The 25,170-nt window shown below is 48.6% G+C and carries 21 protein-coding genes and 1 other RNA gene; 19 read left to right on the top strand and 3 right to left on the bottom strand.

Annotated elements, in window-relative coordinates:
• Positions 1–92: 92 nt before the first annotated feature.
• The 3 genes from R2X38_RS17065 (at position 93) to R2X38_RS17055 (ending at position 4,333) form a co-directional block, all read left to right on the top strand.
• Complete coding sequence (locus R2X38_RS17065; protein ID WP_317523530.1) at positions 93–554, top strand: Lrp/AsnC family transcriptional regulator; 462 nt, start codon at positions 93–95, stop codon at positions 552–554.
• Positions 555–737: 183 nt separating this feature from the next.
• Positions 738–2,477 carry an ABC transporter transmembrane domain-containing protein gene (locus R2X38_RS17060; RefSeq protein WP_317523529.1) on the top strand — a complete coding sequence of 580 codons (1,740 nt, stop codon included), beginning with the start codon at positions 738–740 and terminating at the stop codon, positions 2,475–2,477.
• Positions 2,477–4,333, top strand: coding sequence for an ABC transporter transmembrane domain-containing protein (locus R2X38_RS17055; protein WP_317523528.1), 1,857 nt, complete (start codon positions 2,477–2,479; stop codon positions 4,331–4,333). The genes R2X38_RS17060 and R2X38_RS17055 overlap by 1 nt, the downstream gene beginning before the upstream one ends.
• Before the next feature lie 44 nt (positions 4,334–4,377).
• Here R2X38_RS17055 and tesB read toward each other — a convergent pair whose 3' ends face one another.
• A complete protein-coding gene (gene tesB, locus R2X38_RS17050; protein WP_317523527.1) occupies positions 4,378–5,244 on the bottom strand; it encodes an acyl-CoA thioesterase II in 867 nt (288 codons plus the stop codon).
• A 143-nt stretch (positions 5,245–5,387) separates the two neighbouring features.
• On the opposite strand from tesB, the gene R2X38_RS17045 reads away from it, so the two are divergent.
• On the top strand, positions 5,388–5,807 hold the full coding sequence (locus R2X38_RS17045) for a YbaY family lipoprotein (protein ID WP_317523526.1): 420 nt from the start codon (positions 5,388–5,390) through the stop codon (positions 5,805–5,807).
• A 67-nt stretch (positions 5,808–5,874) separates the two neighbouring features.
• Here R2X38_RS17045 and R2X38_RS17040 read toward each other — a convergent pair whose 3' ends face one another.
• Entirely contained in the window at positions 5,875–6,180 is a 306-nt protein-coding gene (locus R2X38_RS17040) for an MGMT family protein (protein ID WP_317523525.1), read from the bottom strand.
• 76 nt (positions 6,181–6,256) lie between these two features.
• On the opposite strand from R2X38_RS17040, the gene R2X38_RS17035 reads away from it, so the two are divergent.
• Entirely contained in the window at positions 6,257–6,991 is a 735-nt protein-coding gene (locus tag R2X38_RS17035) for a hypothetical protein (RefSeq protein ID WP_317523524.1), read from the top strand.
• A gap of 146 nt (positions 6,992–7,137) precedes the next feature.
• An RNA gene (gene ffs / locus R2X38_RS17030) (signal recognition particle sRNA small type) lies at positions 7,138–7,234 on the top strand.
• A 293-nt stretch (positions 7,235–7,527) separates the two neighbouring features.
• Here ffs and R2X38_RS17025 read toward each other — a convergent pair.
• Positions 7,528–8,448, bottom strand: a complete 921-nt coding sequence (locus R2X38_RS17025) for a LysR family transcriptional regulator (RefSeq protein ID WP_317523523.1) — start codon at positions 8,446–8,448, stop codon at positions 7,528–7,530.
• Between the two features lie 127 nt (positions 8,449–8,575).
• On the opposite strand from R2X38_RS17025, the gene R2X38_RS17020 reads away from it, so the two are divergent.
• From R2X38_RS17020 to R2X38_RS16960, 13 genes are all read left to right on the top strand, one after another.
• Positions 8,576–9,493 carry an alpha/beta hydrolase gene (locus tag R2X38_RS17020; RefSeq protein WP_317523522.1) on the top strand — a complete coding sequence of 306 codons (918 nt, stop codon included), beginning with the start codon at positions 8,576–8,578 and terminating at the stop codon, positions 9,491–9,493.
• 121 nt (positions 9,494–9,614) lie between these two features.
• The gene (locus tag R2X38_RS17015; RefSeq protein WP_317523521.1) at positions 9,615–9,902 is read left to right on the top strand and encodes a DUF1330 domain-containing protein; all 288 of its coding nucleotides are present in this window, start codon (positions 9,615–9,617) and stop codon (positions 9,900–9,902) included.
• Positions 9,903–9,952: 50 nt separating this feature from the next.
• Positions 9,953–10,591 carry an SDR family oxidoreductase gene (locus R2X38_RS17010; protein WP_317523520.1) on the top strand — a complete coding sequence of 213 codons (639 nt, stop codon included), beginning with the start codon at positions 9,953–9,955 and terminating at the stop codon, positions 10,589–10,591.
• Between the two features lie 179 nt (positions 10,592–10,770).
• Positions 10,771–11,601 carry an SDR family oxidoreductase gene (locus R2X38_RS17005; protein WP_317523519.1) on the top strand — a complete coding sequence of 277 codons (831 nt, stop codon included), beginning with the start codon at positions 10,771–10,773 and terminating at the stop codon, positions 11,599–11,601.
• A gap of 90 nt (positions 11,602–11,691) precedes the next feature.
• Positions 11,692–12,825: an NADH-dependent flavin oxidoreductase gene (locus tag R2X38_RS17000; RefSeq protein WP_317523518.1), complete on the top strand. Its 1,134-nt coding sequence runs from the start codon at positions 11,692–11,694 to the stop codon at positions 12,823–12,825.
• Between the two features lie 1,270 nt (positions 12,826–14,095).
• Positions 14,096–15,010 carry an alpha/beta hydrolase gene (locus tag R2X38_RS16995; protein WP_317523517.1) on the top strand — a complete coding sequence of 305 codons (915 nt, stop codon included), beginning with the start codon at positions 14,096–14,098 and terminating at the stop codon, positions 15,008–15,010.
• Positions 15,011–15,068: 58 nt separating this feature from the next.
• On the top strand, positions 15,069–16,007 hold the full coding sequence (locus R2X38_RS16990; protein ID WP_317523648.1) for an alpha/beta hydrolase: 939 nt from the start codon (positions 15,069–15,071) through the stop codon (positions 16,005–16,007).
• A 96-nt stretch (positions 16,008–16,103) separates the two neighbouring features.
• Positions 16,104–16,763: a flavodoxin family protein gene (locus tag R2X38_RS16985; protein ID WP_317523516.1), complete on the top strand. Its 660-nt coding sequence runs from the start codon at positions 16,104–16,106 to the stop codon at positions 16,761–16,763.
• Positions 16,756–17,646: an AraC family transcriptional regulator gene (locus R2X38_RS16980; RefSeq protein WP_317523515.1), complete on the top strand. Its 891-nt coding sequence runs from the start codon at positions 16,756–16,758 to the stop codon at positions 17,644–17,646. The genes R2X38_RS16985 and R2X38_RS16980 overlap by 8 nt, the downstream gene beginning before the upstream one ends.
• Positions 17,647–18,360: 714 nt before the next feature.
• The gene (nadE, locus tag R2X38_RS16975) at positions 18,361–20,430 is read left to right on the top strand and encodes an NAD(+) synthase (protein ID WP_317523514.1); all 2,070 of its coding nucleotides are present in this window, start codon (positions 18,361–18,363) and stop codon (positions 20,428–20,430) included.
• A gap of 181 nt (positions 20,431–20,611) precedes the next feature.
• On the top strand, positions 20,612–22,162 hold the full coding sequence (locus R2X38_RS16970) for a PRD domain-containing protein (RefSeq protein ID WP_317523513.1): 1,551 nt from the start codon (positions 20,612–20,614) through the stop codon (positions 22,160–22,162).
• A gap of 97 nt (positions 22,163–22,259) precedes the next feature.
• Positions 22,260–23,819: a PTS transporter subunit EIIC gene (locus R2X38_RS16965; protein ID WP_317523512.1), complete on the top strand. Its 1,560-nt coding sequence runs from the start codon at positions 22,260–22,262 to the stop codon at positions 23,817–23,819.
• Positions 23,820–23,822: 3 nt separating this feature from the next.
• Entirely contained in the window at positions 23,823–25,169 is a 1,347-nt protein-coding gene (locus tag R2X38_RS16960) for an adenylosuccinate lyase family protein (RefSeq protein ID WP_317523511.1), read from the top strand.
• The last annotated feature ends 1 nt before the right edge of the window (position 25,170 follow it).

The raw sequence follows: 25,170 nt of genomic DNA, 5'->3' as shown, positions 1-25,170 counted from the left end.
GACTAAGGGCAGGAAAAATCTTTATCAAATTTACTCTTTATCGCATAAAATGGAGAAAATTATTCTAAACGCTATATTTCAGGTGAAACAAATTGGCTGAGCTCGATAAAACAGATAGAACGCTACTACGATTACTGCAACAAGACGGCACGCTGGCCTTGGCGGAGTTGGCAGAAGCGGTGAACCTTACGACAACGCCTTGCTGGAAGCGCCTCAAGCGCCTTGAAGAAAGCGGTATCTTACGCCAGCGGGTTGCCTTGCTCGATCCGGTAAAGCTCGGTTTGTCATTTACCGCGTTCGTTCAAATCAAAACCAGCAACCACTCCAAAGAGTGGTACCACAAGTTCGTTGGGACGGTGTCCGATTTCCCGGAAGTGATGGAGTTCTACCGCATGGCCGGTGAGTACGACTACATGATGAAGGTGCAGGTGGCCGATATGTCCGCTTTTGATCAGTTCTATAAAAAGCTGGTGAATAGCATCGAGGGGCTGACCAACGTGACGTCGACTTTTGCGATGGAGCCACTGAAGTACACCACGGCCTTGCCGGTGTAATATTTTGCGCCCGAAAATTGCGACTAACTGCCACGATTTCAGTCGTTTGATATGCAATTGCATGAAAATCAGGATGAAATATCAAATTGCAGCCAGGAGAATATAAGTTATTGAAACAAAAGCTTAACTATCAGCATAATATCACTTGCAACAAAGGCTTAACATGGCAGGGAGGAGATGATTATGCAGGTGTTCTGGCAACTCAAATGGTATTTTCGCCAGGAATGGCGCCGTTACGGCGGTGCCATTGGCATTCTGGTCTTGGTCTCGCTGTTTGAGTTGGTTCCTCCCAAGGCAATTGGCTGGGTTGTTGACGGTGTGGTCAGCGGGACGATGTCAGCCGAATCCATGCTGGGCTGGCTTCTGGGCTTGGCTGCGATTTGGCTTATTGTTTATTTCCTGCGAATTATCTGGCGCTGTTGGTTGTTCGGTGCGGCGGTAGAGCTGGGGACCGTACTGCGCAATCGCCTGTATCGCCATTTTTCTTCTCATTCGCCTTCCTTCTTCGAGCGCTATAAAACCGGTGATTTGATGGCGCGCTCGACCAACGATGTCAATGCCGTGGTCATGACGGCCGGTGAAGGGGTTCTGACCGCGGCGGACTCGCTCATTACCGGGGTCGCGGTACTGTTTGTCATGACCACGTTTATTAGCTGGGAGCTGACAATATTGGCCTTGTTGCCGATGCCTTTGATGGCTATCGTGGTGTTCTTTCTTGGCCGCCAATTGCACAGCCGCTTTTCGTTGTCCCAAGCTGCGTTTTCGACATTGACGGACAGAACCCAGGAAAGTCTCAATGGTGTCCGGATGATCCGGGCCTTTGGGCTGGAAAGTCGTCAGCAAAAAGATTTCTCCGATGTGGTCGATGATGTAGGTGATAAAAACTTGGCTGTTGCCCGCGTCGATGCCAAGTTTGACCCAGTGATCCAAATTGCCATCGGCATGTCGTTTTTCCTCAGCGTTGCTGGCGGCGCGTATTTGATCAGTGAACAACGGTTATCACTTGGCGATCTGACAGCCTTCGTGCTTTATCAGGGCCTGATGATTTGGCCGATGTTGGCGATGGCGTGGCTGTTTAATATTCTCGAACGAGGCTCTGCCGCATGGGATCGCTTGGCGCATATCTTTGACGAGAAACCAGATATTGTCAGTGGTGAAGTGCCGCTGGACAACACCAACCAACCGCTCAAGGTGGCGATAGAGACTTTTGCTTGGACTGGCCAGGAGCAGCCTGCACTGGCTGATGTTCACTTTACGCTGAACAGCGGTAGCATGCTGGGGATTGCCGGGCCCATTGGTAGTGGCAAGTCGACGTTACTGGCACTCTTGCTGCGACAGCAAGAGCTTGAACACGGTCATATCCATTATGGTGATATTGAACTCAGGCAGGCTGTGCTATCGCAGTGGCGCAGCCGATTTGCGGTTGTCAGCCAGTCGCCATTCTTATTCTCTCGCTCCATAGCCGACAACATCGCCTTGGGCAAGCCCAACGCCAGCATGGACGAGATCCGCTCGGCCGCCAAAGCTGCTTGTATCGATGACGATATCATGCAGTTTCCCGAAGGATATCAAACCTTGGTGGGGGAGAAGGGGATCACCTTATCGGGAGGGCAGAAGCAGCGTATTGCCATAGCTCGGGCCTTGTTGCTGGATGCTGAAATCTTGGTGCTGGACGACGCTCTGTCAGCAGTTGATGGTAAGACCGAGCATCATATTTTGCAGAACCTACGTCGCCAGGAAAATTGTACGGTGATTGTGATCGCCCACCGCTTAACAGCGCTGGAAGAAGCCGATATGACGTTGGTTTTCCACCAAGGCAGGATCAGTGAGCAGGGCGATCACGCCAGCTTGCTGGCACAGGATAATTGGTATGCGGAGATGTATCGCTACCAGAAATTAGAACAAGCGATGGAGGACGCATAATGGAAAAGGAGACCATTAAGCTGTCTGTTTTCACCCGGCTGCTGAAGTATGCACTGTCAGACAAAAAGCAGTTATCAGTGGCGCTGGGTTTTTTGTTTTTGGCATCCATTGCGGATGTTTCCGGTCCTTGGCTGATCCATTATTTTATCGATAACAACATTGCCAAGGATAGTTTTCCGGCCGTTGAACTGGTCACGCTGGCGGCGGCCTATATTGGTTTGACGATAGCAACGGCTTGGTTTCGTTACCTGATGGCGATTCGGTTTTATGAGCTCGCCATCGATGTTGTGCAAACGGTGCGTAAACAGCTCTTTGAGCGGATCATTAACCAACCGCTGTCGGCATTTGACTATATGCCATCGGGGAAACTGATTTCGAGGATCACCAATGATACCGAATCGCTGAGGGACTTTTACGTCCATGTGATTGGGACGGTGCTCAAGAATGTGGTGTTCATTCTGGTGATGCTGGTGGCTATGTCGCTGCTGAGTTGGCGTCTGACGTTAGTTGCGCTGGTCTTGTTGCCAATTGTGGTGGCTATCATGGTGTTTTACCAGCGATACAGTTCGGACGCCTACCGGAAAATGCGAGATCTGCTGGCTGACATCAATGCCTCGATGAGTGAATCCATTCAGGGTATGAGCTTGATCCAACTGATGCGGCAGGAAAAAGCGTTTTACAACCAGTTCTCCGAGCTGACTGCGAGCCATTTGGCGGCCCAGGGCAGTGTGATTAAATTAAATGGCTTTATGCTGCGACCGTTGATTGATTTTTTGTCTGGCGTGGCGTTGCTGTCGTTGGTTGCGCTGTTTGGCGTGAGTGGTGTTGAGCTTATCGGGGTCGGGGTGCTGTATGCCTTCATCAGCTATTTGGGCCGGGTTACCGAACCCCTGATCGAAATGACCCAGCAACTGTCGTTATTGCAGCAGGCACTGGTCGCCAGTGAGCGTATTTTTGGCTTTATTGATGCCGAGCAACAGCAATATGGTGACGACGGTTTGCCGTTAGCCTCAGGCCAGCTCGAATGTCATCAAGTTGATTTTAGCTACGACGGTAAGCAGCCTATCCTTCAGGGGATCAACGTGATGATGCCCCACCGTGGGTTCTTGGCTTTGGTCGGACATACCGGAAGTGGCAAGAGTACCCTGGCGTCGCTGATGATGGGCTTTTATCCCGTATCGAAAGGGCAGATTTCACTTGATGGCAGGCCGCTTCATAGCCTGTCCCATGAGGTACTGCGATCGGGTGTGGCGTTGGTTCAGCAAGATCCGCATATCCTAAGCGGCACGGTGCGGGACAATATTTCGTTGGGCCGATCACCTCATGGTCAATCGAATACGTTGGAGGCACCACAAGAGATAGATCAAAACATCTGGCAAGCGCTGGAAGCTGTTGGTTTGGCCGAACAAATCCGTCGCTATGACAATGGGTTGGATACTGAATTGGGAAGTGGAGCGGTCAATCTCTCTGCGGGCCAGAAGCAGTTGTTGGCATTAGCAAGGGTCTGGTACTGCAAACCGAAAATACTGATCCTCGATGAGGCAACAGCCAATATTGACTCCGGCACCGAACAGCATATCCAGCAGGCATTGAATAACTTGCGTCAGGACATGAGTGTGGTGGTGATTGCACACCGTTTATCGACGGTGATTGAGGCGGATGAAATATTGGTTTTGCATCGCGGGGAAGTGGTTGAGCGGGGCAGACACCATTCGCTGTTGCAACAGGGGGGCCACTACCGGCAGATGTACCAGCTGCAGCAAGTGGGTGAACATCTCCAGCAGTTGGAAAATGAGGTCAGTGCGGAAGTGCCGTTGAGTTCTCAATCGCATCCCGAGCAGCAAGAGGCGGGATAATCCGCCTCTCCTCAAGACCTTAAAATAGAGTGGTATCTTCCGCTCTATTTCTCTCCTGTATGACGCATTAACCCTTCCTGCACCGCAGAAGCAACCAGTTCGCCTTTCTGGTTGTATATTTCACCTCGTACCAAGCCTCGGGCGTTGCTGGCCGATGGGCTGTCGATGGCGTATAGCAACCACTCATCCATACGGAACGGGCGGTGGAACCACATGGAGTGGTCTATGGTTGCGACTTTCATTTGTGGGTCGAACAAGCTTACGCCATGCGGTTGCAGTGCGGTGACCAAGAACCCCCAGTCCGATGCATAGGCCAGTACGTACTGGTGTATACGCGGGTCATCTGGCATCTCGCCGTTGGCTTTGATCCACAGATATTGTTTGGCTTCGGTCGGTTTTGGTGCCAGCGGGTTGACCACATTGACAGGGCGAACTTCAATAGGGCGTTCGCGGCCAAAGTGCTTCACTGCACTTTTCGGCAGTTTATCAGCCATGGATAAAATAAGTTGTTGCTCAGACATCAAGCCTTCATAGGAAGGCGCATTCGGCATTGGCGATTGGTGCTCGAAGCCATTTTCTTCCGCCTGGTAAGAAGCGGTAATGTAGAAAATAGGGCGACCATACTGAATCGCCTTTACCCGGCGGGTACTGAAGCTGTTGCCGTCACGGAGGTTTTCGACATCGTAGATGATGGGTTTATGGGGATCCCCTGGACGTAAGAAGTAGCTGTGAAAGGAGTGGACCTGACGGTCTTCATCGACGGTTTCTTTCGCCGCTGACAGGGCTTGTCCTAGCACTTGGCCGCCATAAACCTGTGGTAAACCCAAATGTTCACTTTGTCCACGGAATAATCCTTGTTCAAGCTGCTCTAAATGTAGCAGAGTGAGAAGTTCATTCAGTTCTTTGCTCATCGGATCTCCAAAATTAATGTTATTATTACGCACCGTGGGAGAGTGAAAAAACTCTTCTGTTGATAAGTGATGATCATTTAGTTTAAGCGTGAGTTCAAGTGCTGGTCACACATGAAAATGACAGTTTTGCTTTAGGAGAAAAAATGAAAAGGGTTTTTGCACTGATTTCGGCTTTGGCAGTGGCGTTGATTGTATCGGCATGTACTAGCCTGGTACAACAAGATGCCGATTTGGAAGCGGTGACGGGAACCTTGACCTACAAAGAGCGTATTGCATTGCCAGGTAATGCCCGAATTACGGTTACGCTGGCTGATGTGTCGAAGATGGATGTGGCTGCAGAGGTGATCAGCAGTCAGGCTTTTCTGGCCGATGGCCAACAAGTGCCGTTTGAGTATCAGCTGAATTTTTCTCGTCAGGAAATCGTTGCGAACCACACCTATGCTGTGAGTGCGCGTATTGAGGTGGATGGCAAGTTGCTGTTTATCACTGACACGGCAAACCATGTTTTGACCGATCCGGCCGAAACTATCCATAAAGAACTTGTTTTGGTGAAAGTGAAGTAACTTTTTCCCGACAAGATTCCCGTCAGCGTTCCTCTCACCCTGAATGAGCAAGTCATTTAGGGTGGCATCAAAAACCATCCCAGCGGTAAAGCCGGAGTTTGATCCTGCCGGTCTCACTGACTTCCACCCCTTCTTCGATCAGTTTACGGCGTTGGCGTTGCAAATCGTGTCCTGTTAAGGAAATCTCCCCTTTTGCATTGATCACCCGGTGCCAGGGGATAGTTGAACCTTCCGGCAAGGTTGCCATTAAGCGCCCGACTTGGCGTGCATAGCCGGGAAAACCGGCAAATTTGGCAATATCACCATAAGTTGCCACTTTTCCATGTGGAATTTGGTGAACTTGGCTGTAGATTTGCGCCGCAAAATCATCCATATTTATATCTGTACCATACAAACCTGATTGCCGATCATGGTATTACGGTTATCAGAGAACGCAAGGAGGTGCTGCCATGTTGTATGCCGCGTTACTTGTTATGGTCAGCATTGCGTTGACCATTGTCGGAGTTAGTGCGTTGGGGCAAAGCCAAGGAGAGCTGCCTGCACTGGCCCTTGCCATTCCCGCTTTGTGGTTGTTGCCACAGGGTGGCGTATCTGCCTGGCTATTGTTAATAGGCCTGGGCACTTTCGGTTTTGTGTTACCCGAACAGCCTATTGCGCTCTCAATCAGCGTCTTTATGATGCTGCCGGTGTTTGCTGTCAGCTTTTCGCCTAAAAGCTCATGGCAACTGGCGGCGCTGTTGATCTCGATTGTGCTGGCGATGGATGTCGGCCTCATGGCGCTGCAGACTGAAGGCAAGCTTGAGGGAGCGCCCTTCTATACCATTATCCAGATTCTGGCCGTTGGCGTAATTTGGATCGCCGCTCGAAGTTGGCGACCCGTTCAGGGCAATACCTGGTGGCCGCTGTTTTTGGTGATCCCTTTGTGGGTGGGGGGCTTAGCCCATGCTGCATTGGTTGCCCTGTGTGTGACCGGCCTGATCGCCTCCCTGCAAGGTATGGCAAATAGCAAACTCAATGAGTGGGTGCCACGAATGATGTGGATACTGCCTGCGGTGGGTTTTGCGACCCTAGTGCTCGTGCCTTGGTTTGAGGTGCCCAATCCGATCTTGGTTGCCTGGCTATTGGTGCTGGGCGGCGCTTTACTCGGGGAGTACCTGCTGGAAGACCCAGAAGAAGAGCTATAAGCGCCAGTAACTGTGTGAAATTGGGAAGGTTTGGGCAATAAATCGGCAGTCGGCCGGGAATCTGTGGTTGGGCTATTGCAATCACTCCGGCCATAGCGGATAATCCATCCCGTTCTCGCAAAGAGACAAAGAATCTATGGAGGCCCTGCTGGTCCTCTCGCAACACTAACTCGTGAACCCGGTCAGGCCCGGAAGGGAGCAGCCGCAGCGAGCGACGTGTGTGCCGAGATGTGGCTGGTGGGGCTTCCACCCATCTGGCGTTTTGTAATCTGCACCATATCCCTGCATATTTTCCTTAATACCTTGCATAATTGGCATGATAAGCGTGCATAAGCTATTTTTGTTGTAGTTTAACAATAAAACGGGCTAGGCGTTCTGTATCGTCGTCAGCTCAAACACTCCGTGTAAAGAACCTTTTCAAGTTCGTCTGCGCCAAGATTTATCGTGTACTTCTTGTTGGTCTTTTCTTTATGTTCAATCTATTACCAAAATAGATAAGCACACCGAAATTTACGCAACAGTTCATTGAGTTGTTGCTAGGTGAAAAGTTCCCGCTTTTCTATCAGAAAGTCCATGAGAACTCTGATTTTTTTCGGCATCTGTTCGCGTGAAGGAACATAGAGGTAAAAGCCTGGGAAAGGTTTGCACCATGGAGTAAGAACTCGCGTCAATCTTCCATCTTTTATGGGCTCTTGTACCCATAAATCAATGTGCTTAACTAATCCTACCCCCTGAATTGCAGCTTGGAGCATACTGTTGTCATCATTGAACACCGCATTGCCTTTAGGTTCAAAGACAACGGTATGACTGTCAGAACCTGGCGCCGTCAACGACCAATGATCGAGTGTGTTACTGGAAGTAAATCGATAGGCAAGGCAGTTGTGCATCTCCAGATCTTTTGGGCTTTGCGGAACCCCATTTTTTTTCAGGTACTTAGGGGAGCCCACGATTGCAGTCGTCAAAGGGGGAGTGATGGGAACGGCGATCATATGTTCATCCAAACTTACTCCCAAGCGAATACCTGCGTCCAACCCATCTGCCACGATATTTGTGAACCCGTCGTCCATCATTAACTCCAACCGTATCTTTGGATAACGTGACAAAAACTCACCAATATGTGGCTCGATAAGAAGTCTGGCAGCAGTCCTGGATGAACTGATACGTATCAGTCCAGACGGTTCAATGTGGGAATCATTTAACTCGTTAACGACTTGCTCAATGCTTGTCAGAGAAGGATGCATAATATCCAGTAGACGTTGTCCCTCGTCTGTCAGTGACATATTACGAGTAGTGCGATTCAGCAACCGCACCTGGAGTTGCTGCTCCAGCGCTTTTAGATGCTGCGACAATGCAGCACGCGTTACCCCCATTTCTGAGGCGGCTTTCGTAAAGCTTCGATGGCGAGCAATGTGAGCAAACCACGTTAGTGAAGAGATAAGAGAAGGTTCAATAGGCATTTGTTTAGTTTAACTTAACACTCATGTGTGTGAAACGATATTTATCATATACAGTTCGTTCACTAAGATTGCTTCAAGTTTACGTCATCCCATGACGAACGGTGAATCGCTACAGGAGCAATGAGACATGTCTAAAGTCACTTTTCAAAACCTAAATGGTCAAGGTATCGAGATTTCTGCTGAGATCAACTTCCCACGCAATTTTGACGAAAGCAAACAGTATCCAGCCATCGTTGTTTCCCACCCTGGTGGTGGCGTGAAGGAGCAAACGGCGGGTCTGTATGCCCGAAAACTTGCAGAACACGGCCTCATTACCATTGCGTTTGACCGCTCGTATCAAGGTGAAAGCACTGGCGAGCCGCGCCAATTGGAAAATCCTTATGTAAGCACTGAAGATGTCAGCGCTGTGGTGGATTACCTAGCCGTACTGCCTTATGTCGACAGCGATAAGATTGGTGCAATAGGTATCTGTGCTGGCGCGGGTTACAGCGCAAATGCGGCAATTAATGATCGTCGTATCAAAGCATTGGGCATGGTGAGTGCCGTGAATATTGGCCAGATGTTCCGCAACGGCTGGGACAATACTGTGGCGGATGCTGACGCAGTGGGTTATTTGGAATTTGGTTCGAATGCTCGTACTACAGATGCAAGTGGCGGTGAGTATGCGATCATCCCACTGGCTCCGATGCGTGAAGAAGATGCTCCCAATGCGGAGCTGCGCGAAGCATGGGAATACTACCATACACCACGCTGTGAACATCCAAACGCACCGGGTTATGCACTCACCCGTAACCTGAATCAGATCATCACTTATGACGCGTATCACAAGGCGGAATCTTTCCTGACTCAACCTATCCTGGCGATTGCAGGTAGCAAAGCAGGCAGCAAATGGATGAGCGATGACCTTATTGTCCGTGCGGCCAGCGAGAATAAAACGCTCTATGTTGTTGACGGTGCCAATCACATGTCTCTGTATGACGTACCACAATATGTCGATGAAGCCGTAGCGCAGTTGGCTTCGTTCTTCAATGAGACACTGAAGTAAGCGGTCACGGAGAATGGGCAGTGGCCAAATTATTTCCGTCATGTCCACTCAGTGCAATGTAGCCGCAAGCGAGTCGGGCTGATAAGCCGCGAACGGCTACATACATTTTGAGGAATATTAAGTGTCAACGTACATAGTTTTTACTCGCGAGAGCACGCAAGACCAAGAGGCACTGGTTACCTATATGGACTTGGTCGCCTCAACCCTTGAGGGGCATTCGGTCAAGGTGCTTTCGTCTTACGGCGCATTGGAAACACTCGAAGGTGAAGAACCTGAAGGTGCGGTCATTGTGGAATTTCCGACTAAAGCCGCAGCACGTGCTTGGTATTACAGCCCGGCCTACCAACAGGTTGTGCAGTACCGTTTTAAAGGCGCTAAGTACCGGGCGATTATGATCGATGGCAACTGAGGTTCCGGCTGAATCATATGCATCAAAACGATTTTGGAGAGGAAAATGATATGAGTAACGTTCTTGTTCTGGGTGCTAGTGGGCAAATTGCGCAGTGGGTTGTGAAGTCTTTGAATGAGCAAAGCACAGTCAATCAAACGTTGTTGCTGCGTAACCCCAAAAAACTCGCTGATGTTGTCTCCGCGAAGGCAAAAATTGTGGTGGGCGATGTGTTAGACCCAGAACAGCTCAAGTTCGCGATGGCTGGCCAGGATATTGTTTATGCCAATTTAGCCGGTGATGATCTCGATGCCCAGACAGCCGCTGTGCTCAATGCAATGCAGAAAACTGGCGTGAAGCGTCTGATCTTCGTGTTGTCTCTGGGGATCTACGATGAAATCCCTGGCAAATTTGGCGAATGGAACGATGCCATTATTGGTGAGCCGCTAAAGTACTATCGGCGAGCGGCTGATGCAATCGAAGCGTCGGGTTTGGATTACACCATTCTGCGTCCGGCTTGGCTGACTGATGAAGACGAAGTGGACTATGAAATCACAGCGAAGAATGAAGCATTCAAAGGTACGGTCGTGTCACGAAAAAGTGTCGGTGATCTTATTACGCAAGTCATTCTAAACCCAGCGACTTATGTGGGTGCAAACCTCGGTGTCAATAAACCGAATACCGACGGCGATAAGCCCTATTTCATGTAAGAGTAAGCACGCTCTGCGTTGACGAAATACCTTTCTGGTCAGCGCGTTCATTCTCACTGTTATTTATATGTGCACGTCTTTTGGGGCGTGTACTGGAGCGCTAATGTCTTCCGTTTTTGTTAACGAAGATATTTCTGAATGACGGTACATTTTTACCCTTATTTTACTGAGGAGAAATTATGACTCGTATTTGGTTTGTCACAGGCGCTACCCGAGGTATGGGAACAGCCATCGTTAAAGCAGCTTTGGATCAGGGTGATAAAGTCGTGGCGACTGGCCGCAATATAGCGCGTCTTCGGAAGCTCTTCGCTAACGTACCCACAGATCTCATCGAATTTTTAGAGTTGGATGTCACGAGTGAGCCACAGGCTCAGTCTGCAGTCAGCGAAGCCGTAAAGTGTTTTGGCCGTATCGATGTGTTGGTCAACAATGCTGGTTATTGCTTATTGGGACGTTTTGAGGAAGCAACGGCACAGCAAATTGAAGCCCAGTTTGCGACCAATCTATTTGGCATGGCCAACGTATTACGTGCGGTGCTGCCAGTGATGAGGCGTCAGGCCAGTGGGCGGATTTTTAATACGTCTTCGATTGCTGGCGTCAAAGCGGTTGCCAATGCGACTTTCTATTCCGCTTCAAAATATGCCGTTGAAGGGATGACTCTGGCTTTAGCCGATGAGGTTGCGCCGTTGGGCATTCAAGTGACGGCAATTGAACCGGGCTTTTTCCGCACTGAGTTCCTCAGTGACAGGTCGGCGAAGTACGGTCAAAGCCACATTGACGATTACGTGCCTTATGGCAACGCTCGTGCCCTGCTTGCTACAGCCGACGGCCAGCAGCAAGGGGATCCGGCCAAGTTGGCCAAGGTAATTGTTCAGGTTGCGAATTTAGACAAACAGCCACGACAACTGTTGATCGGCAATGACGCCATTGACTTCGTGATGCCGTCGTTAGAGAAGCGAATTGTAGAGACTCATGAGTTTGCAAGTCTCACGCAATCGACCGATTTCTAACACGCGTCAGCGTTGGCTGAGTGAAACTCAATCCTTAATTGATGAATGGGTTACACAAATAGATAGTGTTTTTAAAGGTAATAGATACAAATGAAAGATTTATTATTTCAACCATTTACATTTGATAGTGGTGTCACATTACGTAATCGAGTTGTCATGGCACCTATGACAACCTGGTCTTCAAATCCGGATGAAACTATCTCAGATGAAGAACTCATGTACTACCGCGCTCGTTCTCAAGGTGTGGGTTTGATGTTAACCGGATGCAGCCATGTTCAGCCGAGCGGGGTTGGGTTTACTGATGAATTTGCAGCGTACGACGATCGCTTTATTCCCAGCCTGACTAAACTTGCGGATGCTGCCAAAAGTGGCGGCGCAGTCGCGGTGTTACAACTGTTCCATGCGGGTAACAAAGCGGTTCCAGATCTTATTCCGAATGGCGAACTGGTCAGTGCCAGCGCGGTTGCTGCACCGAAAGGGCCATTTAACGATGGTAAATTGGCAAGCCGTGAGTTAACAGAAGCAGAAATTCTGGAATTGATTCGTGATTTTGGCCAAGCCACGCGTCGAGCGATTGAAGCGGGTTTTGATGGGGTAGAACTACATGGTGCGCATGGATTTCTGATTCAGAACTTCTTGTCGCCACTCTTTAATCAACGCAATGACCAATGGGGCGGTTCTCTTGAAAACCGTATGCGTTTCCCTCTGGAAGTAGTGCGTGAAGTTCACAGAGTGATATCTGAACATGCAAGCCGTCCTTTCTTGCTCGGCTATCGTATTTCACCGGAAGAGCCGGGCGAGGGATCGTTGCGGATTGATGATGCGTTAGTGCTGTCGGAAAGATTGGCTGAAGAAGGTAATATCGATTACTTGCACACTTCGCTGTACAACATTATTTCTGGTCAGTCGCAGGATGACACCAGTGGTAAAACGACGGCTCAACGTTTTATCGAGCGTGTGGCTGATCGAGTTCCATTGATGGCTGCCGGTGAGGTACGTACTCCTGATGAGGCTCGCAACGTGCTTAACATTGGGATGCCGTTTGTTGTAGTAGGACGCAGCTTGGTGATGAACCCAACCTGGGTCGAAATGGCGCAAGCTGGCCGTGACCTGGATATTCGCAAGGCGTTAGATCTGGCTGACAGCGCCGAAGAGCTGCAAGTTCCTGCGAAGTTATGGGAAATCATAAAGTCGATGCCAGGGTGGTTTCCTGTTCAGTCGTAATGTCGAGTATGCATCATTGACTTTCGTCCAATGGCCCTATTGATTAGGGCCTTTTTTGTTTGCCCAGTCCTTAGGTGACCGCCTATGATTTAACGTATTCAACCCAAGCTCTGTATGATGAAATTCTAAGTAAGGGTTCAGTGACCGTGGCCTTTTCAAAGCCCGCAGGGATTCCGCAATGCGAAAACGAAAAGACTATGAAATTGCGCCTTTGGAGCTGTTTTTTGACCTCATTTATTATTGCCCTAATACAGCTATCACATCATCTTGCTGAGCATCTAAGCTAGCAAGGTTTTGCCGAAATAGCGACCCTGCCTATGTTATGCATTCAGATTGGACGCACAATCTGGACGATTACCAATATCCAACCCAAGATTATCATCTTCACTTCGAGGCACTATTGATATGGCTTCTATTTGTCTCGCCGATGTGGATTATGGGGGCGCAGGCTGATTCAGAAACACGGATTTTCTGGTGGGGCAATTTGTCTTCATTGATTTACTGGGGGCTAATCTCGCTCACCCAATTCCAGAGCATCGTTTAAACTTTGAATAACTTCCTTTTGATGCGGAACATATGCTTGAGCGGTAGAACTTTTTCTCCATTATCATCGCGCTTGGTGAAACTATCGTGATGACAATATTTACGGATTTTTGCGCTTTATTGATTACGATTTCACTTTGGGCGTTGGTATTTGGCTCCATTCAAAGCATGCCGAAGCGCATGAGATTGTTACGATAAATCCCGTTCGAATCATTCACTATGCTATGAATGTCATGACGATAATGGTAGCCAGCCTAATTATGTTGGCAGTAGGGAACGAAAAAGTTGTCCATCATCCCGTCGGTCATGCAGCTTTATCCTCTGATTATTGATTCTTATTCATCTACCTTATTTTGTCATTTGTATTATAGGATTTGTACTTGCCTTTTTTGCGATTTTAGACTGGTATAACCGTCATCAATCGATGAAGTAAACCCTGAGCCAACACTAAAATTTTGTTGGATTACACAGAGGATAAAGTTTGGCGTTAAATTAATAATATAATTTTATCAGTATCTTATGGTTTTTTTGTGCTAAGTGTTCCTCAAGAAAGGCTTCAAGCTTTGTTATTTCAGGCATAAAAGACAAATCAGGCAAGTAGCTCGTCATTTTAGGCAAACATACGAATTGCCACCTACCTATACTAGTCCTATGTCAGGAGCAGACGATAATCGTTGGTACATCAATTCCTCCTGATGATGACGAACTCTAGTTAGGAGCAATCCAAATGAACAAAGTCTACTTCCCAAACACAAACGGTCTGGATATTACGCTAGCCGGACTGATTAACTTCCCTGCAAACTTCGATGAGAACAAACGCTACCCAGCGATTGTCGTTTCGCACCCAGGTGGCGGTGTCAAAGAACAAACAGCGGGCACGTACGCTAAAAAGCTTGCTGAACAAGGCTTTATCGCGATTGCATATGACGCTTCTTATCAAGGTGAAAGTACGGGGAGTCCTCGTCAACTGGAAAACCCTCATGTACGTACTGAAGATGTAAGTGCGGTTATTGATTACCTAACGACTCTGGATTATGTCGACAACGATCGCATTGGTGCGATGGGTATCTGTGCCGGTGCTGGTTATACCGCAAACGCAGCGATTAATGATCGTCGTATCAAAGCGGTGGGTACCGTGAGCATGGTGAACATTGGGCAAATGTTCCGAAATGGTTGGGACAATGATGTCAAAGACAACGATGCCATTCCTTTTCTTGAAGCTGGTTCTGGTGCGAGAACCGCAGATGCGATTGGTACCGAGCCTGCGACAATCCCAATGGCTCCAATGAAAGAAGAAGATGCACCTAACGAAGAATTGCGTCAGGCCTGGGAGTATTACCATACCGATCGCGCGGCCTATTGCACAGCACCTGGCTTCGCGACCGCTCGTAGCCTAACACAAATCATTGCCTATGATGCGTTCTTTAAAGCAGAAGCTTTCTTAACTCAACCTTTAATTACCGTTGTTGGTAGCAATGCAGGCAGTAAATGGATGAGTGATGACCTTATGGCTCGTGCCGCGAGCAACGATAAGCAAATGTATATCGTTGACGGAGCTAATCACATGGATCTCTACGACGGAGAGTCTCCGATTGCTGAAGCGATCGGCGCGATGACTCCATTCTTTGAACGCACGCTGTAACCGAAAGCCAATTAATCATGAAGGCTCAATGTCATAAGCCTTCAGCAGGAGTTGAATGATGAACATCAAAAAAGTGACTTTCCGAAATGCTGATATGACCTGGGATATGGCTGCGTTAGTCATGCTTCCGGACGGCTTTGACGAATCAAAACGTTATCCGACCATGATCAGTGTCCATCCATTTGGCAGTTGTAAAGAGCAAACATCCAGTGCTGTTTATGGCAAAGCTCTGGCGGAGTTGGGTTATGTCGTCATCGCCTTTGACGCAAGTTTCCAAGGTGAGTCGGGTGGTTTTCCTCGTTATGTGGAAGACCCAACGCAGCGAGTTGAGGACATCAGCCGCGTGATCGATTATGCGATGACAATACCTTATGTCGATGAAACCCGTATCGGTGGATTGGGGATCTGTGGCGGTGGTGGTTATATTATAAACTCGGCGTTGACAGAAAAACGTTTAAAAGCGGTGGTTGGTATTACGCCGGTTAACGTGGGACGTTTGTTCCGTGAAGGGTTTAGTTTGTATAACCCAATCGGCGCTCTTGAAGCTATGGCGGCGCAACGCACTGCGGAAGTCCGTGGCGCTGAACTGCAAGTGAATGAACTTTTACCGCCAAGCCTTGAATTTGCCAAAGAAAATGGTTTGACGGAGCGTGATGTTTTTGAAGCAACAGATTACTACAAAACACCTCGAGGACAGACTGAAGGTGGCGCAACACGTATGTTGTTCTCTCATGCACAGAAAACGTTAAGTTGGGATGCATTTGCTTTTGCGGAAACCTTAATGACTCAACCAGTTATGGCGGTGGTTGGGCAGAAAGTCGGGGCGTTCGGTGCATTTCGTGATGGGCAGGAGATTTACGGCCGAGCTGTAGCGTCGAAAGATCGCCAACTGGTTGATCTGAAGAACTGGTCACATTACGAACTATATGATCACCCTGAAGCGGTGGGACAGGCGATGGAAAAAGTCGCGACATTCCTGGCTGAACACCTCAAATAAATAACCCGAATGCGCTCTTCGAGAATTAGAAGAGCGCATGATTCACATTATTTGCAATCAAGCGATTGCTCTTTCTAATACTTAAGGGGGGCGCTTATGGTTCGCTGGATAATGATTTTGCTGTTCGCTCTGGCCATCTTGTTGTTTATTGTGGCTTTTGTGGTTACGCGCATTGAGAATTCGCAATATTCTGAAAACAAGTCGTATAAGGACAAGTGGTCTGGGACGGAGCCACGAAAGATAACGACGGCGATTGTCGTATTTTCTCGCTCAGGGAATACCGGGGTATTGGCAGATCATATTGCGAATAAAACCGATGGCGATGTCTATGAGATTTTGGCTGAAAAATACCAGCTTGGGATTCCAGGCTTGATCAGTGCATTAAATGACGCGAGGAGCAATGTAGCAGAAATCTCACCGGCTCAGATCGATCTGACCCAATATGATACCGTGTATTTGGGTTCGCCTATCTGGTTGTACAGTCCGGCACCGCCTCTCTGGCAATTCGTTGGAAATAATGATTTTACTAACAAGAAGGTGGTTCTTTTTAATACGTTTAACAGTAAATTTGAGCAACATTTTATCGATGAATTCGAGATGTTAGTACGCTCAAATGGTGCGATAAGTTTCACTCATCAATACGTAAAACGTGGGCGAATGGGAGGACAGATTTCATCGCAGGAACTAACTCAAAAATACGATGAAAAATACGATAATGGAGGTGTACGAGAAATAGCGGGTGATAGTTATGAATAACAGTAAGGCAAGCCAGACTCTGGTAGACCAGGTGCGAGCGTATAGCAGTAAAGAAGGCAGCTATACGACGGAAATACCGGGACTAGAAGTTCATATCCGAAATACCCCCACTGCACCACTGCATTGCATTTATAGCCTCGGATTCTCGTTGATCCTCCAAGGCAGTAAAAAATTGGCGATTGATAATATGCAAATGCCCGTGGAAGCTGGTCAATCGATGCTGACAACATTTGATACGCCGATTGTGTCTCATGTCACTGAGGCGACGCGGCATCAGCCTTTTCTGGCGATTGTATTAAAACTGGATTACGACCAAATCATGCAGGCGTGTGCGGAGCTGAAACTCGATAAACCAGACCGCAACTTTGATTACCACCCCATTTCCATCCAGAAAATGGATGACGGGATATACCGAACCATGGGTCGTCTTTTGGAGTTAGTGCAAGAACCTGAGTATCTTCACAGCTTAATTCCGTTGATTAAACAGGAACTTATTATTCGACTTTTACATGGGCCGCATGGTATGCAATTACGTCACATCGCTTCCATGGGCTCTCCCAGCAATCACATACTTAAAATTGTGACCTGGATGAAGAAAAACTTCACCGAGACAGTGAGGATGAATGAACTAGCCGATCAAGCACACATGAGCGCCTCTAGCTTTAGATTGCATTTCAAAGCATTGACTGGAAGTAGTCCGTTACAATATTTGAAAAACTTACGCCTCCAGGAGGCTAGAGAACAAATGCTGTTAAATGGCTTGGATGCGACTCAGGCAAGCAATCTGGTTGGCTATGAAAGTGCGTCGCAGTTTAGCCGTGAATACAGTCGTTTGTTTGGGCTTCCACCCCAAAAAGACATACAGCGTCTGCGTCAAAATTAGAAGGTGTATAAGGGAAGTACATTAATATTTTGTCTGCAGTGCTGACTTTTTTGATAAGGGGGATCCTTATTTTGTGTCAGCGGAAGTCGCAGTACCAAGGAAGGGGGCTCAGCTAGCTTCCATAGCGAAGCTGCCTTTACTTTTGTTAGTTTGCGAGTGGTATTGATGGTCACCGGGTTTGCTCTGGATATTGAGGTAAAGCGACAGGTTGCCTCTACTCCGTTTTGTAATATGTACCATTTCCCTGCATCTTTGCTTTTTCCCCTGTTAAATCTAATCACAAAACCTCTAAAAACAAGGTCAAATTTAACGTACCACTCCAATCACAGCTATCCCAGCGGCTAATTGTCATAAATAACCTTCCGAGCTAATGGTTGTTCGGTGGTAACGGGTGAGGCTATGCCAGCTTAAGGGAAAAGTGGCATTCAACCTTTGGTTGGGTGATAGCGCGTATGTTGGCTCGGGCGAGTTGCCACATTGAGACATTTGAGAACGGATGCCGTGGCTATGATTAGCGTATCCGAGTCATCCATTGTGAGATCCGGGCTACGAGGAGAGCGATATTCCTGTGCCCTGAAAGTCTTTGAACCATGACTCCAAACACAAGGGTTAGAGGGCTAGCATGACAAGAATAATATGGCTCTATATCAAAGCGTGTATATGGATGTTTGTCTTTGGTTTTATTGCTAACTTAATATATCTCGTATTGACCTGATGTCATCTCGTATTCGCGTTGCCGTGACAAGCCTCAACCAGACGCCGCTGGATTGGAGTGCCAACCTTGCCCATATGCAGGGGGCACTGGCGCAGGCGGTTGAGCAGGGGGCGCAACTGGTTGTGATGCCGGAAATGTCGGTCACCGGCTATGGCTGCGAAGATGCCTTCCTGATGGAAGGGGTGGCCCAAACCGCACTGGAGCAGGCACTGCGGCTGGCAATTCCCGAGGACGTCGCGGTGGTCGCCGGGTTGCCGGTGGAGATCAAGCACCGGCTCTACAACGGGGCCGCCGTGTTGCTGCGGGGCCGGGACGGTGACAACCGAATCGTCGCGATTTATCTCAAGCAGAACCTGGCCAAGAACGGTATCCATTACGAAAACCGCTGGTTCAATCCCTGGCCGAAGGGGGAGGTGGTCACGATTGAAATCGGCGGCGGCGAGGTGCCTGTCGGCGATGTGGTGTGCAACCTGTCGGGGATCCGGCTGGGCTTCGAGATCTGCGAGGATGCCTGGATAGCCGACAGGCCGGGTGTCAGCCTGTTCGAGCGCGGGGTGGATATCATCATCAATCCCAGTGCTAGCCACTTTGCCATCGGCAAGCAGGCAATCCGCAGGCAGTTTGTCATCGAGGGATCCCGGGCGTTCGGTGCGGCCTACCTCTATGCCAATCTGAACGGCTGTGAATCCGGCCGTGCGATTTTTGACGGCGGCAACATGGTTGCTTCGGCGGGCAAACTTATAGCCCGGGGGCCCAGGCTATTCTACCGCCCTTTCAGTGTCACCCTGGCGGATATCGACCTGTGGGAAAACCGCAGCGTACACCGGATCAGCAGTCAGGTTGCCGCCGAGTACCGGCCTGACAGTGCCAGGGCGGTAATACAGTGGCTGGCGCCGGAGGGGGAAGTGGACAGTAAACTGCCACCCAGCCAGCGCTGGCAGCAAAGCCCTTGCCTGGACAACGAAGAGGCGGTGCGTGCCATTGCGTTGGGGTTGCATGATTGGATGAGGAAAACGGCGACGGCTGGGTTTACCCTGTCGCTTAGCGGAGGGGCCGACTCGGCCCTGGTTGCCTGCGAGGCTGCCATCATGGTGCGGCTGGCTCTGGCAGAGTACCTCAGCGTGCCGGGGGCGGGCCTGCCACCGGCGCTGGTTCGGTTCTGTCGCGACCAGGCGATGGGACCTGAGTCACTCGACAGCATGGCAAGGTATATTACCCAGCAGTTGCTGACCTGTATCTACCAACAGTCAGCCAACAGCAGCGAGACCACCTTGAATGCGGCCAAGTCACTGGCCCAGGGACTGGGTGCCAAGTTTGTCCATTGGGCCATTGATACGCCTATCCGCTTCTACACCCAGCAGGTGGAGCAGACGGTCGGCCGCAGGCTGGACTGGAATAATCCGGGGGATGATATTTCGCTGCAGAATATCCAGGCACGCAGCAGGGCGCCGGGGGTGTGGATGATGGCCAATGTCGAGCACAAGTTGTTGCTGACAACCGGCAACCTCAGCGAATCGGCAGTGGGCTATATGACCCAGGATGGCGATACCGCAGGTGTCCTGGCCCCCGTGATCGGGGTTCGCAAGACCCGGATCCGGCAATTGTTACGTTGGTTGAATACCAGTGGGCAGGGGATAGATACCGGTATAGACCGCTATGTCATCGCTAGCCTTGCCGGGGTGGTCAATCAGCAGCCCACCGCCGAGCTGCGGCCCAGGGCACAGACCGATGAGGAGGACTTGATGCCGTTTCCGGTGCTGGATCAAATTATCCTGGAAAACCTGATCCTGCGGCGCCAGCCCAAACATACCTATCGGGCGTTGCGACGGCATTTTCCCGAGATCCCGCCGAAGACATTGGCGGACCACCTGTTTCGCTACTACCAGCTGTTCAACCGCAACCAGTGGAAAAGGGACAGGAGTGCGCCGGGCTTCCACATCGAGCTGGACTCACTCGATCCCAAGACGTTTGCCCGCTTCCCGCTGCTCAACGGCGGCTTCCGTCACGAGCTTGACCAGCTGCGCCAGTTGCTCCGAGACGAGCAGCACGGTGGCTCCAGCAGCAAATAAGCCACACACTTTCACCGCCTGCCTGGCTAGGTCCAGGCATTGAACAACGAATACGAATTATCATCTTGGGCTCATTATGCCGGGTATATTTGTGAGTTCTGTCACCGATTGCTGTTGCAAAATACGATGAGTGCGGATTTTCTATATAATATTGCCGCCGGATAACTATTGAAGTGAAGTAATGAATAGCTTTGATTTAGCCTTAGCCAAATATATTCAAGAATATGCACCTGTTCCCCTTAATAAAGTTGAGAGCCATTTTAATAAAACCAAATCAACCATAGCAAGAAGTATTAATAAAATTAATGGTTTAGTTGAGGTAAATGATTTTATTAGCTTCGATAAACAAAATATTACCACAAACTTTTCTTATTCTGGATATACGAAGCTTTTAAATCAATTATCATTGAACCAGTATCATACTAATGCCAATGAGCGAGTAAAGGCATTATTGGTCGAAATGGCTTTATCGGATACGGTAAATAAAAAGCAATTTTATACTCTGTTTAATGTAAGTGGCACCACGCTAAAAAATGACCGGAAATATATACTTTCAACCCTTAAAAGCTTGGGACTCGAAAATGAAACCGTCGTAAAGAAAGGTACAAGGTTAACTGGCGAAGAAGCACAGGTCCGTATACATACGGCCAAAACGGTACTTAATACGCTGGAACTGGACAAGGATAACTCGCTAATTGAGCACCCTTCCAATACGCCGGTTAATAGATTGATAGCCAGACATTTTTTGTCAGCTTGTCGGGACTACCTCAATGATGCGGTGGCTATGTTCCATAAGCTTGAACAGCAGTACCAGGTTCGACTTTCCTATAATTCGAAGAAATTCCTGATCATTTATTTTTCTCTGACCTTATTGAGGATGAAACGGGGTAGTCAGCTATCGCCGTTAGATATTGATGATTGGTTATCAAATCAATACTTTCTTATTTTTGACAGTCGTGAAGAAAATCTGCTTGTTAGCCGAATTATCGCCTCTCTAACTTTTTATGCCGGAAAATATAATTGTTATGATCCTCGGCTTACACCAAGGATTGAGTACTTTTCCCAGAATTTTTGTGACAGTATTCAAACACATATCCATAACAAAAGTGACTTCTTTGCCGACTTGTATAGTGTTATTAAAAGTTGTTTAACCCAAGCGAAGCTGAAAATCTCTTTCCCTGATAAAAAATTATCAAAAGTTAAGGAAAATCATGCTTTTGTCTATCAATTAGTGAAGCAATACATCTCGGATGTCGAGAGGTGTGTAGATCTGGTTTTGAATGAAAACCAGCTCGCAACGATCACTATGGTAATAAAAAAGTATGTTGTTCAAAACAAATCTATTGATAGAGAGAGGGCTAGGGTTTATCTCGTTAGTAACTCTTCATTTAATAAGTTGGGATACTTTATTGAAAAGCTAAAGATTCATTTTCATATTGATATCAAAGGGATTGTTAATAGCAATGAGATCATTCATATACCTGAAGATCAATACGATGTACTGATCACCTTTACCAATAAGATATCCCGTTATTTATCATTCCATGGCAAAACGTCGGTCAAAGTGGATTTTCAGCTTGGAGAAAGCGATTTAAGGGCGCTTAAGCAACTCGGCTTGTCTCGCTCTGCCAGGAAGATCCCGGTGGAACGCTTTGTTGAGGAGATCCAACACCTGACTCCGGATGAGTTACGGCATTTATTAAAAAACCAATTTAAAGAGCATTTTATTTAAGGGCACTTTGTGCGTCAGATTTAGCTGATTTTCTTGCCTTGATAGCCCTTAGCAAAATTTTATGATGAGGGTAAATTAATCTAATAGGTACCCGACAATGAGTTCCAACTTCAAAAATGAAGTCCAGACATTTGGTCGCTCCTTGCTTCTCCCCATCGCGGTGTTAGCCCCGGTTGGCATGATCATGGGTGTATCGAGTGCGCTTGGGCAAGCGTATATGGTTGAAAAGCTGCCTCTTCTTGGTAATGAATTTTTCACCACACTGTTCCAATCCCTCCGTGATATTGCCAGTGTTATCTTTGCGAATATTCCTTTGCTTTTCGCAATGGGCGTGGCTTACGGCATGTCGAAAAAAGAAAAAGGGATTGCCGTATTTGCCTCTGTTATTGCCTACCTGACATTGCTGATATCGATGAAGGTCAGTTTGCAATTAACTGGTGCGTTGACCACGGACAACCCAGGCTTGGTTGGCCAGGGAATTGTGTTAGGGGTACATACCCTCAAGATTGAGGCGCTGGGCGGGATCATCGCTGGCTTGGTGGCGGCCTTGGTCACCGACAGGTTCTACCGTTTGGAGTTACCTCTCGCGTTTGCTTTCTTCAGTGGTAAGAAGTCCGTGGCGATCATCTCGATTGCACTGATCGTGCCGATTGGCCTGTTGATCCCGTTTATCTGGAATATGTTTACCTCGGCGATGGTGAGCCTGTCGAGTGTGTTTATGGCAGAAGGCTTTGGTCCGGGTATTTACTGGACACTTAATCGTTTGTTGATCCCGTTTGGCCTGCATCATGTCTTTAGCTCTGCGCTTCGTTTTACTGAGGCGGGCGGTATTTATGTGATTGATGGAGTGAGTTACACCGGAATTTTGCCTGCAATGAACCAAATTTTGTTCGAATTAGGCCCAAATCACCCAGCCTGGCAGGAGCATATGCCAACCCTTTCGGCTTATTTGGCTCCGGGGCAAATGCTAACCACCTTGTTCCGTATTCCGGCTATTGGTCTGGCGATGTACCACACCGCATTTGCCAAGAATAAGACTATTGCGAAAGGTCTGATTCTGACTGTTGTGCTGACGGCATTCTTGGGTAATGTGACCGAGCCGCTGGAGTTCTCCTTCCTGTTCATCGCACCAAAACTATTTTTTGTCTATGCCCTGCTGTGTGGCCTGTTGACGGTTCCGATGTACTACCTTGAAATTTCTATGGGTTACATCCGAGGGACAATTTTTGATTTCGGTATCTTTGGCTTGATGTACGAAAACACCCAGTGGCTGAGCCTGGTGGTACTTGGCCTGATCAACTTCGTGGTGTTCTACTTTGTGTTCCGCTACGCCATCGTGAAGTTTAATGTCGCGACGCCGGGCCGCGAAAAGGATGTAGGTGATAGCACGCTGCTTATCAATAAAGAATACGGCAAGATCGCTGATATCGTAGTTGAAGCCCTAGGTGGTAAAGGCAATATCAAACGGGTAGAAAACTGTGTTACCCGCCTGCGAATCGACGTTAAAGATCAGAAAATTATTGATGTGAAGAAATTCAAAGACGCTGGCTCATCAGGGACGTTCATCCCATCCAGTAACCATGTCCATGTCGTATTCGGCCCACATGTCGAGTTTGTACGTAACGCTGTCGATGACAACTTAGCCCAGGGAGCATAACTGATGCGCGCATTATATGATTCAAAGAGCAAAACTATTGATGATGAAGGGATGAAAGATCTCTTCTCCAACGATGCCCGTGTTCAGTCTTGGCTTGATCTCGAGTCAGCGCTGGCGCAAGCACAGGCTGAGATCGGGATGATCCCTGCTGAAGCCGCCCGTAACATTGCGGAAAACAGTCATATCGACAAGATTGATCTGGTGCGGATGAATGAGCTGCTGGAAAAAATCGGCCATGGTTTTGTGCCTCTTATCAAAGTGTTGGTGGATGCTTGTGATGAGGAGAGCGGTAAGTATGTTCACTACGGTGTGACGACACAGAATATCCAGCAGAGTGCCCACCTATTACAGGTGAAGAAATTCCACGACAAGCTGATGGACTTTGTCGACCGTACCATTGTCAACCTTGGGCGCTTGGCGGCTGAGCATAAAGATACCGTGATGGCGGGACGTACCCATGGCAAGCACGCGCTACCGATTACCTACGGCTATAAGGTTGCGGTGTGGATTAACGAGTTGATGGCGGCGAAAGAGCGAATGCAGGAAGCCGAAAAGCGCGTGTTCACCGTGATGATGGGTGGCGCAGTCGGAGCCTTCCATGCGACTGGCGAGCAAGGCCGCAAAGTACAGGATCGTGTGGCTGAGATGCTGGGGATGCATTCGATGCCAATTCCATCTCGTAATACTCGCATTTTCCGTGCTGAGTACATCACTAACTTGTGCTTGTTGGCAACGACCTATCACAAGATTGCCGAAGAGGTGTATCAAACCTCCAGTGAAGAGTTTGGTGAAGTGTCGGAAGCCTTTACCAAGGGAACCGTTGGCAGCAGCACCATGCCGCAGAAGGTCAATCCGAAGCTGGCAAAAGGGATCATTGCCAACTCGCAGAAGCTGTATTCAGTACAAACCGCCAGCATGTATGTTGCCCCTCGTCCGTTTGAAGCCGATAGTTCGGCATATTTCATCTACGACGCCAGCTTGCAGGAAAGTGTTGAGCTGATGGCTGAGATTATTCTGCGAGCCGAGGAGCTGACCCGGACTCTGGTTATTAACCGCGAGCGGATGTTCGACAATGTGATGATCACCAAAGGCTTGATCAACAGTGAGAAAATCATGATGAGCTTGGTTGAGCGCTTGGGTAAAGATCCAGCTCATGAACTGGTGTACGAACTGGCGATGGAAAGTACCCATCAGGGGATCGATTACAACCTTGTATTGGCTAGTAATCCGGTGATCACCGAGCACTTTAGCGAGCAGGAAATTAAGGAGATGCTTGATCCTGCTTGTTACACCGGGCTGTGTGCGGAAATTGCCGAGCAATTTGCCCAATTGGCTCTGGAGGGGAAATAAC

Source organism: Photobacterium rosenbergii, from assembly GCF_033022775.1.
GTDB lineage: Bacteria > Pseudomonadota > Gammaproteobacteria > Enterobacterales > Vibrionaceae > Photobacterium > Photobacterium rosenbergii_A.
Note: the sequence above shows the minus strand (reverse complement) of the source record. Positions and strands in the feature narration are given on the sequence as shown.

What these genes read in the sequence shown, in the direction of transcription:
- R2X38_RS16970 (WP_317523513.1), top strand. Translation starts at nt 20,612, where the DNA reads ATGAATAGCTTTGATTTAGCCTTAGCCAAATATATTCAAGAATATGCA.
- R2X38_RS17010 (WP_317523520.1), top strand. Translation starts at nt 9,953, where the DNA reads ATGAGTAACGTTCTTGTTCTGGGTGCTAGTGGGCAAATTGCGCAGTGG.
- R2X38_RS17005 (WP_317523519.1), top strand. Translation starts at nt 10,771, where the DNA reads ATGACTCGTATTTGGTTTGTCACAGGCGCTACCCGAGGTATGGGAACA.
- nadE (WP_317523514.1), top strand. Translation starts at nt 18,361, where the DNA reads ATGTCATCTCGTATTCGCGTTGCCGTGACAAGCCTCAACCAGACGCCG.
- R2X38_RS17035 (WP_317523524.1), top strand. Translation starts at nt 6,257, where the DNA reads ATGTTGTATGCCGCGTTACTTGTTATGGTCAGCATTGCGTTGACCATT.
- R2X38_RS16995 (WP_317523517.1), top strand. Translation starts at nt 14,096, where the DNA reads ATGAACAAAGTCTACTTCCCAAACACAAACGGTCTGGATATTACGCTA.
- R2X38_RS16990 (WP_317523648.1), top strand. Translation starts at nt 15,069, where the DNA reads ATGAACATCAAAAAAGTGACTTTCCGAAATGCTGATATGACCTGGGAT.
- R2X38_RS16960 (WP_317523511.1), top strand. Translation starts at nt 23,823, where the DNA reads ATGCGCGCATTATATGATTCAAAGAGCAAAACTATTGATGATGAAGGG.
- R2X38_RS17045 (WP_317523526.1), top strand. Translation starts at nt 5,388, where the DNA reads ATGAAAAGGGTTTTTGCACTGATTTCGGCTTTGGCAGTGGCGTTGATT.
- R2X38_RS17025 (WP_317523523.1), bottom strand. Translation starts at nt 8,448, where the DNA reads ATGCCTATTGAACCTTCTCTTATCTCTTCACTAACGTGGTTTGCTCAC.
- R2X38_RS16980 (WP_317523515.1), top strand. Translation starts at nt 16,756, where the DNA reads ATGAATAACAGTAAGGCAAGCCAGACTCTGGTAGACCAGGTGCGAGCG.
- R2X38_RS17020 (WP_317523522.1), top strand. Translation starts at nt 8,576, where the DNA reads ATGTCTAAAGTCACTTTTCAAAACCTAAATGGTCAAGGTATCGAGATT.
- R2X38_RS16965 (WP_317523512.1), top strand. Translation starts at nt 22,260, where the DNA reads ATGAGTTCCAACTTCAAAAATGAAGTCCAGACATTTGGTCGCTCCTTG.
- tesB (WP_317523527.1), bottom strand. Translation starts at nt 5,244, where the DNA reads ATGAGCAAAGAACTGAATGAACTTCTCACTCTGCTACATTTAGAGCAG.
- R2X38_RS17055 (WP_317523528.1), top strand. Translation starts at nt 2,477, where the DNA reads ATGGAAAAGGAGACCATTAAGCTGTCTGTTTTCACCCGGCTGCTGAAG.
- R2X38_RS16985 (WP_317523516.1), top strand. Translation starts at nt 16,104, where the DNA reads ATGGTTCGCTGGATAATGATTTTGCTGTTCGCTCTGGCCATCTTGTTG.
- R2X38_RS17060 (WP_317523529.1), top strand. Translation starts at nt 738, where the DNA reads ATGCAGGTGTTCTGGCAACTCAAATGGTATTTTCGCCAGGAATGGCGC.
- R2X38_RS17000 (WP_317523518.1), top strand. Translation starts at nt 11,692, where the DNA reads ATGAAAGATTTATTATTTCAACCATTTACATTTGATAGTGGTGTCACA.
- R2X38_RS17040 (WP_317523525.1), bottom strand. Translation starts at nt 6,180, where the DNA reads ATGGATGATTTTGCGGCGCAAATCTACAGCCAAGTTCACCAAATTCCA.